The sequence below is a fragment of the Paenibacillus riograndensis SBR5 genome (assembly GCF_000981585.1).
Classification (GTDB): Bacteria; Bacillota; Bacilli; order Paenibacillales; family Paenibacillaceae; genus Paenibacillus_AQ; species Paenibacillus_AQ riograndensis.
Map to the genome: position 1 here is coordinate 1,004,109 of NZ_LN831776.1, position 12,786 is coordinate 1,016,894.

At 44.8% G+C, this 12,786-nt stretch carries 11 protein-coding genes; 8 read left to right on the forward strand and 3 right to left on the reverse strand.

What is annotated here, in order from left to right; all coding sequences use genetic code 11:
- Positions 1–48 precede the first annotated feature (48 nt).
- Both PRIO_RS04375 and PRIO_RS04380 read left to right on the forward strand, forming a co-directional pair.
- Positions 49–738 (forward strand): nuclease-related domain-containing protein, encoded by a 690-nt coding sequence (locus PRIO_RS04375; RefSeq protein ID WP_020434425.1) that lies wholly within the window; start codon positions 49–51, stop codon positions 736–738.
- Positions 735–1,757 (forward strand): restriction endonuclease, encoded by a 1,023-nt coding sequence (locus tag PRIO_RS04380; protein WP_052741414.1) that lies wholly within the window; start codon positions 735–737, stop codon positions 1,755–1,757. Before PRIO_RS04375 ends, PRIO_RS04380 begins: the two co-directional genes overlap by 4 nt.
- A gap of 64 nt (positions 1,758–1,821) precedes the next feature.
- Here PRIO_RS04380 and PRIO_RS04385 read toward each other — a convergent pair whose 3' ends face one another.
- The 3 genes from PRIO_RS04385 to PRIO_RS37420 form a co-directional block, all read right to left on the reverse strand.
- The gene (locus PRIO_RS04385; RefSeq protein WP_046501229.1) at positions 1,822–4,713 is read right to left on the reverse strand and encodes a DEAD/DEAH box helicase; all 2,892 of its coding nucleotides are present in this window, start codon (positions 4,711–4,713) and stop codon (positions 1,822–1,824) included.
- A 1-nt stretch (position 4,714) separates the two neighbouring features.
- Positions 4,715–5,113: a (deoxy)nucleoside triphosphate pyrophosphohydrolase gene (locus PRIO_RS04390; RefSeq protein WP_046501231.1), complete on the reverse strand. Its 399-nt coding sequence runs from the start codon at positions 5,111–5,113 to the stop codon at positions 4,715–4,717.
- Between the two features lie 358 nt (positions 5,114–5,471).
- The gene (locus tag PRIO_RS37420) at positions 5,472–5,561 is read right to left on the reverse strand and encodes a putative holin-like toxin (RefSeq protein ID WP_407944481.1); all 90 of its coding nucleotides are present in this window, start codon (positions 5,559–5,561) and stop codon (positions 5,472–5,474) included.
- A gap of 292 nt (positions 5,562–5,853) precedes the next feature.
- Here PRIO_RS37420 and PRIO_RS04400 point away from each other — a divergent pair, with 292 nt between their 5' ends.
- The 6 genes from PRIO_RS04400 to PRIO_RS04420 all read left to right on the forward strand — a co-directional run bounded on the left by PRIO_RS04400 (position 5,854) and on the right by PRIO_RS04420 (position 12,764).
- On the forward strand, positions 5,854–6,648 hold the full coding sequence (locus tag PRIO_RS04400) for a hypothetical protein (protein ID WP_020430504.1): 795 nt from the start codon (positions 5,854–5,856) through the stop codon (positions 6,646–6,648).
- Between the two features lie 318 nt (positions 6,649–6,966).
- A complete protein-coding gene (locus PRIO_RS04405; RefSeq protein ID WP_020430503.1) occupies positions 6,967–8,127 on the forward strand; it encodes a cobalamin-independent methionine synthase II family protein in 1,161 nt (386 codons plus the stop codon).
- A 217-nt stretch (positions 8,128–8,344) separates the two neighbouring features.
- On the forward strand, positions 8,345–10,354 hold the full coding sequence (locus tag PRIO_RS04410; protein ID WP_020430501.1) for a serine hydrolase domain-containing protein: 2,010 nt from the start codon (positions 8,345–8,347) through the stop codon (positions 10,352–10,354).
- Between the two features lie 162 nt (positions 10,355–10,516).
- Entirely contained in the window at positions 10,517–10,678 is a 162-nt protein-coding gene (locus PRIO_RS35910; protein ID WP_020430500.1) for a hypothetical protein, read from the forward strand.
- A 65-nt stretch (positions 10,679–10,743) separates the two neighbouring features.
- Positions 10,744–11,352 (forward strand): TetR/AcrR family transcriptional regulator, encoded by a 609-nt coding sequence (locus PRIO_RS04415; protein WP_020430499.1) that lies wholly within the window; start codon positions 10,744–10,746, stop codon positions 11,350–11,352.
- Positions 11,353–11,441: 89 nt separating this feature from the next.
- Positions 11,442–12,764, forward strand: coding sequence for a metal-dependent hydrolase family protein (locus PRIO_RS04420; protein WP_020430497.1), 1,323 nt, complete (start codon positions 11,442–11,444; stop codon positions 12,762–12,764).
- The last annotated feature ends 22 nt before the right edge of the window (positions 12,765–12,786 follow it).

The window sequence follows — 12,786 nt, forward strand, 5'->3', positions numbered from 1 at the left end:
GTCGAATTACCATACATATTGTAAATCTGGATCAGACGAGGTTTTGCTATGTTTAAAACGCTATTGTCTCTCTTCAAAAAATCCGACACTAAGCCGCCACAGGCGGTGCGTAAGGTACAAACTCCCAAGCCGAAACCAAAGGTAGCGCCAACCCGAATCGGTGAGCTGGGCGAGCACAAAATCAATCTTCAGTTGGATCAGCTTCCTAAAGAATGCAAAGCGTTGAGCGATTTATTGATTCCAAATCCTAAGTCGCGCACGGGCTATTCTCAGGTGGATCATCTCGTTATTTCTCCGTACGGCCTATTCATGATTGAGACGAAGAATTATCAGGGTGAGATTAAAGGCGGGCGCCAGGATCAGCAATGGACAGTAAGCAATCGTTACAAGATGTACAATCCGCTCAAGCAGAACTACGGCCATATTAAAGCGGTTGAGAGTCTGTTACAGGACATAGCTGCAGTGAAGTTTATTTCTATGGTGTCGTTCACGATGAGATGCCGTTTCAGCATTGACCCCGAGCTTCGGAAAATCCAGTCGGACGAATTGGTGATCTACGATGTTGAATTAAGCGAGTTTATCTCCAGAAAGCTGCTTCGCCTGAAGGCAGAGACTCCCGAGCCTTCTATTTCTCCTGCACAGACGCAAGCCATATATGAACATCTGCTACAGGCTAATATCACCGATTCCGAGATTCGTAAGCTTCATGTACAGAGAATAAAGGGGGGGCTCCTATGAAAAGTATGTGGCTTGTTCGAGCGGGAGAAAGAGCATATCTTATTGACGAATTTAAAGAAAAGCAAGCGGTGGCGATTGGTTGGGCCCAATTGGGAGATATCGGTGCGGTGAACACACTGCAAGAGATGAAGAGGCTTTTGAAGGTAACGTACCCTGGATATAAAGAAGGTAAGATCAATATCACTGCAGGACAGATTTTTCGTTTTGTAAGTGAATTTAAAATAGATGATCAGGTAATCACTTATAATCCCGAAGAACGCCTCTATTACATAGGAAGAATCAAATCTAATTATGAATTTAAGCCAAATTATATTACGGATAAGCCCCATATTCGCAGAATAGATTGGGAGGGAACTGTATCCAGAGATGTTTTGACGGCAAGCGCCCGGAATACGCTTGGTTCCATAATGACTATTATATCTATCCCGAATGATGTTCAGAAGGAATTGCTCAAGCAGATGGTTACCGGACAGACAGCAGGTAATCAACCAAGCCAACCCATTGAGTCTGTGCATGCTGAGACGGAGGAAGAAGCTGAGGAGTTAGAGCTTATCAAGGAAGACGTTATTGAGAAGTCCAATGAATTTATCAAAGATAAGATTGCTAAGCTAGACTGGAAGCAGATGCAGAAATTTGTTGCGGGCATCCTAAGAGGAATGGGTTACAAGACGAGAATATCACCTGATGGGCCGGACCGGGGAAGAGATATTTTTGCATCGCCAGATGGTCTAGGGCTTGAAGAGCCCAGAATTATAGTGGAAGTAAAGCACCGTTCAGGCAGTATGGGATCTAATCAAATACGTAGTTTTACTGGAGGATTAAGAGTAGGAGATCGGGGGATTTATGTGTCTACTGGTGGATTCACCAAAGAAGCGAAATATGAAGCGGACAGATCGAATATCCCTTTAACATTAATAGACTTGGATCTACTAGCGGAGTTAGTAACGCAATATTATGATCAATTTGATTCAGAGACACGGACATTAATACCGTTACGAAAAATATATTGGCCGTTATAAATTTGAATGTTTTTGGATAACTAAGGACGTGTGTATCCACGTCCTTAGATACTCTTATTCAATTTTAATTTTTAGTCAGATACCCATAAAGCTTACTCTCCACAGAATTCTCTAATAGCAGATTCATATGCACAACCGAAATTTCCTCATTATTTTTATCCAGCATAGATGCCTGTACAGCGCTTTTTTGATCGGGATGTGCTTTACCTAGATAATAGAATTCCGTTCCATCTGCATCATCCTTTTTTACAAAAACATGAAGGTCGATCTTTAAGCGGTCTGCCTCAAGAATCGTTTTAACCTCTTCAGATTCAAGTGTTCGTCTACTTCTTGTTGACCACGTTAGAACCTCTGAGTTGATGAAGTTTTCTTGATATTTCGTACTTGCTTCTATTTCTTCCTGTTTGTGATAGGTTACAAAAATTGGGCAAGTCTGATGTTTTGTTTTATAACCATATATCGTTGAGCCCTCATCATTATTCCAATTCAAAAGTTTACAAGAATCTTTTCTGGAATACTTCTTGTATAAAGTTAAGGGTTCGCCACAATCGTACTGTTCAGTTTTATGAAAAGCAGTCTGAATAATATCAATGACCATTTCTCTAAAATACATGTTATTCTTTAGCGAATAAGCCAGCATTGGGTGGAAAACATAATGTTGAGATGGATCGAATTGCACTACAGCTGTTTCTCCATATTTTTTTCTCATTGGTTCAGTAAAAAAAGATAGGTTTAGAACACGTAAGACAGAATCCAGAGTTGCTGAGTCTGTTGCACATCCATCCCCCATAAGGGCATTCATATACTCGGTCGAAGTAACGTTATCTTTAGAGAGTAGTAAATTTATTAAAACAATTTCATGCCTGCGTTTTCCGTTAAGAATCTCTGCTGATAACATTGCTATGTAATTTTTCTCGTGCTCTGATAGGATAGGAATGTTTTCTTTAATCTTTTGTAGAAAGTGATAATAGCTTGAATGCTCATCAGTGAAAATGAGCGGATCAATTGAGTTTGCTTCAATGAAATCCATTAGTTTGGGTATTCGATTAAGGCGATTTTTAAGTTGAGAGTAAGCTTCTTTAAGAATCCTGAGTGCTGTTAAATTGCTACTACTAATCGAGCGATAAATTTGTTGAAGGGCAATTTCTTCGAAGTTAATTGTTGAGATGCCCTTAATATAACTGGTGTCCTTCATATGACGACGGATATTATCCTTGTTTTGAGTCTTGTCTCCAGAAAGGGCTACAGGAATTAAATAATTATTTTTATAATTACCAATAAAGTCGATGATCGTGACGAACTCTTTATTAGGATGCTTACGTAAGCCACGTCCTAGCTGCTGAACAAACACTATACTGGACTGAGTTTGACGAAGCATCACAACTTGGTTAATACAAGGGATATCGATCCCTTCATTAAAAATATCTACAGTTAGAATATAGTCTAGGTCACCTAATTCAAGATCAGTTACACAGCGCTCCCGTGTTTCTTGACTATCGCCTCCAGTCAAAGCTACTGTACGATAACCTTTCATATTTAAAATGTTAGATAGCTCGATAGCTTCTTCTCTACGACTACAAAAGATTAAGCCCTTTATTGCTTCTCCTGAGTAACCGTAATATTCAATCTTTTCAATTAAATAAGATACTCTTTCATCAGTGACTAGCTGGGAGAGTAAGGTCGTATCGTCAATGATTTGGCCATTGTATTCAAAGTCAGTAACGCCAAAATAGTGAAATGGACACAACATATCTTCTTCCAAAGCTTCCTGAAGGCGAATTTCATAAGCAATGTTGTAGTCAAAAAGTTCGTATATATTAAAATCATCAGTTCGTTCTGGAGTTGCTGTCATGCCCAGTAGGAACTTAGGCTTAAAATGTTCTATAACTTTAAGGTAGGAACGTGCTCCGGCTTTGTGAACCTCGTCAATCAGAATATAATCAAACGCCTCAGGATTGTAATTGCTTAATGAGGAGTCCTGAGAGATGGTTTGAATTGTAGCAAACAGGTACTTGGCATCGGTTTCTTTACTGTTTCCAGATAAAATACCAAAATCACTGTCCGCACCGCCTAGAATTCGCTGATAATCAGCCAAAGCCTTTTGCAAAATTTGTTCTCGGTGTACTACGAATAACATTCTGCTTGGAGCAAAGCTTTTCACGTCAAAAGCAGAGAGATAGGTTTTTCCTGTCCCTGTCGCTGAAATAACAAGTCCTTTAACTGCCCCTGTTGTGCGCAACTCTTTTAGATTTTGTAGTGCTCTCTCCTGCATTTTATTAGGTGAGACTAAACCAGATACGGTTTGAGGAAACTTTTCAGGAGTAAAGGGCATTGCTAGTCGATCATTACGGGTTACCTTCTGAACCTCTTCATATAGAATTTGATATAATTCGATCCATTTATTCGTTAGTGGAACAGCATTAAGCCATACTTTTTCGAACTCACTATGGAACTGCCCAAGAAGGCCCCCATGTTTAAATGAGGTTAATTTCACGTTCCATTCGTAGTTGACTTTTAATGCTGCAGCAGTCAGATTAGAGCTTCCCATAATGATTGTTGAATGATCTTCATGTTGAAAAACGTAACCTTTAGCATGAAAACCACTTAGATCCGTCAAACGAACCTCTACATTCGTTATTTTTAACAACTCTCTATATATTTTGGGCTTGTTAAAGTTTAGATAATTGGAAGTTAGGATTTTGCCAGTAATCCCTCGTAATTTCAGATCAGCTAAATGGGACTTAAGGGTGGCTAAGCCACTCTCTGTAATAAATGCAACAGAAAATATGAAGGAGGAACAGCGATCAAGCTCCTCTAGCAAAGGTGTAAGCACGTAATCATTGGTTTCCTTATTATTGACTAATAGTTTTGGCTTATATTTATCCGGTGAATCCTGTTGATGGTCAATAAATGCCCAGTTTAAAGAACTGTTTAAATGTAGAAGGGGATTGTCCATTTCATTTCCCCAGTGCTTCTTGAATTTTTTTAACAGCAGGAATATCGGCAGGTGCCCATTCTAAAGACATCAATTCATTAGCAGGTAACCATTGTATGGCAACATGTTCAGTCAAGGTTGGTGTACCTTTTAATAGATTGCAATAAAAAGTAGTGAGATGAACAAAACCAAAGTCATACTCGTGCACAGTAGTCTCGATCGCTTCACCAATTTCGATTGTGCAGTTCATTTCTTCATCGATCTCTCGTTTTAATGCAGACTGTGGTGTTTCGTCGTCCTCAATTTTCCCGCCTGGAAATTCCCACATGTAAGCCAATGCTTTGCTAGCTCCCCGCTGCGCACAAAGTATCTTTTCATTTTCAATGATCACAGCACCAACTACATGAATATGTTTTTTCATTAGTTCCCTCCGGTTATGCAGCTTAATGAGAAAGTTATGGATTCTGCATTGCTAATACTATTTTAGTATAATTTCAGTAATGTTTACATACTGCATATAAGGAAGAGGTCCGGCTCCGCAGAATCTATCCCGAAATTGAGCCGTTCAGCACGAGGGTACTCATTTCGTTTTGGATTAATGCAACTGAGATTTTCTTACTTTGTGAAATGATTTGTGGTATAGTAAAGGCAGAAAAAATGTAGAATACAAAGAGAGCCGTGCTGGACACACGACTCTCGGAGCAATAGCCGCTTTTAAGGGCGGTGGCTTTAAATAGGTTATCCATTGAAATAGGACCGCATCCTTTGACTGGGGCGGCCTATTTCTTTTTGTGGAAAGATAGAATCAACACAACCAGAGTCGCGAACGAAATCATTAGCGTCAATGCTTGGTAAATCTCCACAGGCATCACCTCCCTTCCGGGAGATTAGCCGGCCGCCATATAAGCCTTTTTATTGCTTCTGCGATTATACCGCGAATGGAAAAATTTGAGTATAAAAACGAATCCTCCAAAAAAAGTTCAGAGGCAGGAAGAGGATGTTGCCACATTCATTTTGTCCCGTATCCAGGAGAAGGAAGAAGAGTTCGGGGTACGTTTCCTCGGGGCGGGGGTAAAGGATGTAATTTTACCGGGGGAAATGATAGGAGCTATAGAACTAAGCTATTGAGATGATTAAGCCTAACCCTAAGGAAGTGATCCCATGGACAACAAAGCAAAGAAAATCCTTATGAACACCTTCTGGACCTCATCTGGCTGGAAGAGCAGTCCTGCTGCCTTCACCGGTGAGGATTTCGACTATGCCAAAAGCAAAGGGTTCATGTTCGATCCTGTGACGATTACCCATGACGAGATTGTCTTGCGGCTGCATGAGCTACATCAGACGATTACCAAGGAGCGGGTAGCTGCCGCGTTCCTGCACAGTCTATCAACGAAGAAGGTTCATTTGCGGAGCGCCCTTTCCAGCTGGGCTCTGACTTCCGCTCTACCTGTGCATACCTATGGAGAGCGGAGCTCAGCCCGGCCCAATCACAGCAGCTGCAGGGATTGTAACTTTCACAGATTAATGTCTGACCGGGAATATATTAATCAGGATCTGAATGTGCTGAATTTCGAACGGGTTAAATGGGGCGGAATTCGTCTGAACTGGCTTTTATACTGCTGGATGGATCTTGAATTATTTAGTAAAGAAGAAGGGTTCGAGGTTACCACCGAGGATGCTGCCATACTCTCCGGGATGCTGGAAGCGATCCGGGATTGTGCGGACCATGAGAGTGCACGGATGCTGGAGAAGCGGTGGAAGGAAGTGATTCCCTCCAGTAAGAATGAACGGGATGTGATCATGGAGATATGGGGCTATGCCGGATTGCCGGTACCGCGGGACACACCACGGAAACGCAGAGGCGGGAGTCACGATTTTAACTCTGTGGCAGAGTGGCAGGGGGATGACGGCTATTCTCAGGAGGCGGTAGAGTTGTATTTCGGAGCGTTTTTGTAGATTCTCTACGAATTTGAATGAGGGTTTTCACTCCGCCGGAAGAGTGGGCTGAGGCTATGAAGTTGGATTAATTCCGGGAACCTGTTGTGAAATATCAATCCCCATTACATATTCTTACTTTATGGCCGCACTTACGATTCTCTAAGCTAAGTATTACGATTGTCTTACGAAGCCAACAGATAATTTATATCCGGGCTGCTGACTATAACCTTTCACTATAACCAGATATCATTTTTAAGTGTTACGTACCTCTAAGTCCTCCATGCTAGAATTTAAACACAAGAGAAAGAGATGTGTGAGAATAGAGGAGGGCTAACCATGTGCAACAGATTTCAGATCGTAGGCAGCCTGCTGCGTCCGGCGGAGCTATTAGAATATAAACAGCAAATTGAACACAGGGATGATATCCAGTATCCCTTTTATCAGGACTTTCAGGGGTATGAGCAGTGTGAGGCTGAGGCGATTCAGGCTGTAGTCAAGCAAGAAAGCGAGAATGGGCTGTCCATTCTGACAGATGGGGAATATTCCAAATCGATGTGGCATCTGGACTTTGTCTGGGGCTTCCAGGGAATTGAGCGTTATATCGCGGATCATGGATACTTCTTCAGAGATACGGACGGAGCTTCCAAATATGAGACTCGAAAAGATATCGGTCTGCGCATTACCGGTGAACTCGGTGCGAAGAACCATCATTTCCTTCATGCCTACCGCAAGCTTCAGGCTCTGGCTGGAGACCGTGAGACCAAGCTGTGCGTGCCTTCTCCGTCCCATATTTTTGGTGAGCTGTCCTGGTCGGATAACATTGGCGGAACAGAAGCGGTGTATAAGGACAGACTTGAGCTGAAGGCCGGTCTGGTTAACGCTTATAAGGATTTTGTCCAGGAGTTCGCTGCGGCCGGAGGAACCATCCTGCAGTTCGACGATTGCCTATGGGAGCTGTTCGCCGACGACAACCCGAACTCTCCATATACCGGCGAGCATATCAATCAAGCGGAAGTACAGCAGCTGGCGGCAGAGTTTATTGACATCAACAACACAATTATTGATTACGGTCATAGCTTGGGCCTCAAAATGTGGACGCATAACTGCCGTGGCAACTATGATTCCCGTAATATGGGCGGCGGCTCCTATGCGAAGATTGCGAATCTGTTCCTGAAGCAGCTCAAATACGACCGCTTCTTCCTGGAATGGGATGATGAACGTGCAGGCTCACTTGAAGCGCTTGCGGTGTTCAAAGATAAGCCGGAGACGGAAATTGTACTTGGATTGTTGTCTTCCAAAACAAGTACGCTTGACGATGAGGCCCGTGTAGTCAGAATGCTTGATGAAGCTTCGCAAATCATTAGCAAGGATCGCTTATTACTTTCTCACCAATGCGGCTTCGCGTCCTGCGACGGCGGCAACGAATTAACGGAAGATGAGCAGTGGGCGAAGATTAGACAAGGACAACAGATTGCGCAGCAATATTGGGGTAATTAATATTTAACTTAGCCTCAGAGACTATCTCTGAGGCGTTTTTGTTGTCGTATGAAGTTATGACGGGTTGTCACTCGTCTTTATGACAAGGCTTCTGTTAGGTTGGGGAGGTCCCGGATCAGCCCGCAATACATGAAAGGAGTGGGATTAACCAGATTAGCGGGTATTTTGCTGTCGGTTCGGCACATTTATCCAGGCATTCAAAACAGGAGGCAGTGTAATGCATATTCGCACAATCGTATGTCGTAAGGTTCTTCTACCCGTATTCAGCAGTTTGCTCATAGCTTCGTTTGTCCCGCTACCGATGGCATCTGCATCCGCCCTTAAACAACAAACCACAGGGGTAACGGAAGCGAAGGAAGCGGAGGCTTTTGCCGACCAATTCTTCAATCAGCCGCAAATCAAGAAGCAGCTTGCCGGGGCAGCCGTTGTGTTAGTGAAGAATAATCAGGTTTTGCTTGAAAAAGGCTACGGCTACGCCGATATCAGCAGCAAGAAGCCCATCGATCCGGAAAAGACCGTTTTTCGTGTAGCCTCTATTTCCAAGTTGTTCACCGCAACAGCGGTCATGCAGCTGGCTGAACAGGGGACCATTGATTTGCATGCTGATCTCCAAACTTATCTGGGAGACTTGAACATTGTCAACAAAACCAATAAAACCCTAACCATGGAGCATCTGTTGACCCATACCTCCGGATTTGATTATACGGATAGCGCCGGCGGCTCAGCACAAGAGATTTCCAACAAGCAGTTCATCAAGGAAAATGTGCCTACGATTGTCCGGGAGCCCGGTGAAGCTTACCGGTACGATAACTATGCTTTTAATTTGCAGGGATATATCGTGGAGCGGATGACCGGCGTTCCGTTTACCCAATATGTGCAGGAGCATATTTTCAAGCCGCTGGGCATGGGGAGCAGCAGTTTTAAGCTGACGCCCGGGCTGCGGAAGGCTCTGGCTGTACCCTATACAGCCCAAAAAGACCCGATCCCCGAATATCCGTCCAGACCCGCCGAGTCACCGGATGGCGGCATGTTCTCTACCGGAAGGGACATGGCCCAGTTTATGATCGCGCAGTTGAATGGCGGACAGCTCGCAGGGGCCCGGATTCTGAGCGGGGATTCGGTTAAGGATATGCAGCAGATCCACCATCAGATTCATCCGCAGGTTCCTGGTACGGGCTATGGTTTTGAATCCTTTTATCAAAATAGCTACAACGGCCAGCGTGTCATTGGTAAGGGCGGGGATTTGCCGGGGTATCACTCCTGGATGTGGCTTATGCCGGAACAGAAGGTAGGCGGTTTTGTTATTTTTAACAGTGACGGCCCGGATTTGCGGGAGAAGTTCTTCAAAGCCTTTATGGATCATTATTACCCTGGGAAACCAACAACGGCTTTCACTCCAGTCACATCCCAGGCGGAGCTGGGCCAGCTGACCGGGATTTATCAGGATTTGCGGCTTCCCTTCTGGATACTCCAGGTTTCCGCTACGGATGATGGCAAGTTGAAAATCAAGGACCCTTATGGGGCGCATATCCTCCGGGAAATAGCTCCGTTGTTGTTTGAGGATGAGCTAGGGAATAAGGCGGGCTTCAAGGTCAATTCCAACGGTACCCGATATGCCTTTTACAATAAGATGGATAGCTGGGCGAAAAAAGTACCTGCATCCCCTGTATATTCGGATGTGGGGAAGGAGCATCCTTATGCGGTATGGATTCATGAAGCCGGTCAGCTCGGTGTATTGGCTTCTGATGGGGAGAGCGATTTTCATCCGGAGCAGGGAATCACCCGGGCGGAGTTTATTTCGGGGCTTATGCATTTGACAGGGGTAGCCCCATCCAAAAACACGACGTTAACGGGTGAACCCGAAGAGAAAAAATATTTGGGCTATGTGCAGAAAGCCATCGAGCTTGGGCTTGTGCAAGGGCGCGGACCGGAGCAGAGCTTTGCTGTCACTGCGGATATTACGCGCCAGGAGGCTGCTGTCTTGATGTGGCGGGCAGCGATGATCGCCGGAGTGAATATGGCCCAATCATCCGGGGTCAAGCTCGCAGGGGACACGGCGCCTTGGGCCGTGGATGCCGTGCAGTATATTGTGAATAACGGCATGTACGGGCCGGAACTTGCACCGAATTCCGCCGGAGCCTTGGATTACCGGTCCACCGAGCCCCTTTTACGGCAGGAGGCTGCCGCATTGCTGAGCCTGTTTTGCAATCGGTTGTCTGTTAAATGAGATTAAGGGCTATCCCAAGTCTTTGATAAAGACTTGGGATAGCCCATTCAATACATGCGGAGTTGGTGGTGAATGATTTTTTTGGATACATGTTGTTGAAAATATGTGGAAGTGCATATATTCTTTTTTAATGGTATTCTGAAAGAAATGGGGTGATCAAGTATGGAAGCTAACAATGATTTAATGAAGCTGATTAAGCTAACAGGTGAGCGTGCAAAGCTGGAAGCTAAGGCAAATGGAACTTATGTTGTCTACAAAGACAAGGCGGGCAAATTAGTGAAAGAACATTCTAATGGAATGAAAGAAATTCTTGCGGAAGTTTGACAAATCCCCTATTTCTGCATTACCCTAATAACGAATAACCCATTCACTATTAAGGAGCGCCCGCCATGCAAGCGAAGAAAGACGAAGTTAAGAGGGATATCGAATCCGCTGCTTTGAAGGTCTTTTTCCGCAAAGGCTTTGCGGATGCCAAAATGAACGATATTGCTGATGAAATCCAGATTTCGGTCGGGAATATTTATACTTATTTTAAAAATAAACAGGAATTATTCTATGCCGTGGTGCCGCCGTCATTGGTGGATTATTTGAAGAATGTGCTGGTGGAGAGCATTCGTCTGGATAACCAGACTTTTTTTGACAGAGCGGGTAGTGACAAGCAATCGGCCATCGTTCAGGAGCAAATGAATCTGTTAACGCAATACAGCATGCAGATCGTCATTATTTTTGAGAAAAATAAAGGGACGGTCTACAGCAATGCCAAAAACGAGCTGATCGAGCTGATGATCGAAACCAAAAAGCCCTTTTTAAAGGATCATTATAAAAGATATGAAATCGGCACTGAAGAAAATATGATTCTGCTGAACATTATCGCGAACAATGTCATCAATATGATTCTGGATTTATTGAAGCGGGAGATGGGCGCTGATAGCCGGAGGCGGATTTTTGAGGCGCTGAGCTTATATTGGCTGCATGGACTCACGGGCATCAATGAATAACGCCGATGTGCGAGTCCAATTTTTTTAACCTAATAATGAATTTGTGATTCAATATTAAATAGTGTGATTCTGCGAAGGAGGAAGAAACGGTGAAGACAGGTTATGCATTTAAGAACTGCAATGTGATTTATGGAGATGCGGGAAGAGACGTAGCTGCCCATATGACGATTCTGATCCGTGACGGGCTGATTCAGGAGATCGGCAAAGCAAGCGAGACGGCCATCCCAAGCCATTATCAAGCAATCGATGTAGAAGGGAAATATGTGATGCCCGGACTGATCAATGCGCATGTCCATCTTTTTGCCGACGGGAAGCCGTTTACGCTGTCAGCCAGCGAAGGGCTGCTGGATTTTGCGTTTCATCATATGTTGGATACGAGGCTGGGCCGAAGCGTGCTGAAGAAACGGATGAAGCGAAATGCCCTGACCGCCCTGCATTCCGGGGTAACTACCATGCGCAGCGTAGGGGAGTTCTTTTATACTGATGTGCAGTTGAGGGATGAAATTAAGGCGAATCAGTTTGTCGGGCCTAATCTGCTGGTGTCCGGTTATTTTCTGAGCGTAACGGGCGGGCATGGTGCACCTTATTTGGCTTTGGTTGGCGATTCACCATGGGAAGCAAGGAGAAACGTGAGAATCAATGTGAAAAACGGAGTAGATCTCATCAAAATTTGTGTGACCGGCGGGGTTACTGATGCCAAAATGGCCGGGGAAGCAGGCCGTCTGCAAATGACGGAGGAAGAGGTCGCCGCAATTTGTGAGGAAGCCCATAAAATCGGCATGCGTGTGGCAGCCCATGTGGAAAGCACCGAAGGGGTGAGAATTGCGCTAAAGGGCGGGGTCGATACCATTGAACACGGCGCGGAGATGGATGAGGAGATTATCCGCCTGTACCAGAATAATCCCAGGGCATTAAAAGGCTACACCGCTTTGATTCCAACGTTGCAGGCAGCATATCCCAGCGCCAAATTGGACCTGAGCCTGACGAAGGTAAGCGAGACGGTTAAGGAAAATTCCCGGCGGGTGTATGACTCCATGCTGAAAGGGGTGCGGCAGGCCGTAGAACATAATATCAAAATTGGCGTTGGTACGGATGCCGCTATGCCCTATGTCACCCATTATGATCTGTGGCGGGAGCTGGACCATTTCATGAGACAAACGAAGCTGAACTCGCGCCGGATCATTGAGCAGGTAACGAAATCTAATGCGGAAATTCTGGGGATCGGTCACCTGACGGGGAGCATTGATATCGGCAAGCAAGCGGATTTAATCGTGCTGGAGCAGAACCCGCTGGACAATATACAAGCTTTGGCGGACATAGCTATGGTTATGGTCAGAGGAAACCTTATACAGACACCAGCGGTGAATCGAATTCAGGCAGTGGACGAGCTGCTTGATTTGGTGTGGGAATAGGACCGCTACCTTTACGCAGGGC

What these genes read in the sequence shown, in the direction of transcription:
- PRIO_RS35910 (WP_020430500.1), top strand. Translation starts at nt 10,517, where the DNA reads ATGGAAGCTAACAATGATTTAATGAAGCTGATTAAGCTAACAGGTGAG.
- PRIO_RS04385 (WP_046501229.1), bottom strand. Translation starts at nt 4,713, where the DNA reads ATGGACAATCCCCTTCTACATTTAAACAGTTCTTTAAACTGGGCATTT.
- PRIO_RS37420 (WP_407944481.1), bottom strand. Translation starts at nt 5,561, where the DNA reads ATGCCTGTGGAGATTTACCAAGCATTGACGCTAATGATTTCGTTCGCG.
- PRIO_RS04400 (WP_020430504.1), top strand. Translation starts at nt 5,854, where the DNA reads ATGGACAACAAAGCAAAGAAAATCCTTATGAACACCTTCTGGACCTCA.
- PRIO_RS04375 (WP_020434425.1), top strand. Translation starts at nt 49, where the DNA reads ATGTTTAAAACGCTATTGTCTCTCTTCAAAAAATCCGACACTAAGCCG.
- PRIO_RS04380 (WP_052741414.1), top strand. Translation starts at nt 735, where the DNA reads ATGAAAAGTATGTGGCTTGTTCGAGCGGGAGAAAGAGCATATCTTATT.
- PRIO_RS04390 (WP_046501231.1), bottom strand. Translation starts at nt 5,113, where the DNA reads ATGAAAAAACATATTCATGTAGTTGGTGCTGTGATCATTGAAAATGAA.
- PRIO_RS04415 (WP_020430499.1), top strand. Translation starts at nt 10,744, where the DNA reads ATGCAAGCGAAGAAAGACGAAGTTAAGAGGGATATCGAATCCGCTGCT.
- PRIO_RS04405 (WP_020430503.1), top strand. Translation starts at nt 6,967, where the DNA reads ATGTGCAACAGATTTCAGATCGTAGGCAGCCTGCTGCGTCCGGCGGAG.
- PRIO_RS04410 (WP_020430501.1), top strand. Translation starts at nt 8,345, where the DNA reads ATGCATATTCGCACAATCGTATGTCGTAAGGTTCTTCTACCCGTATTC.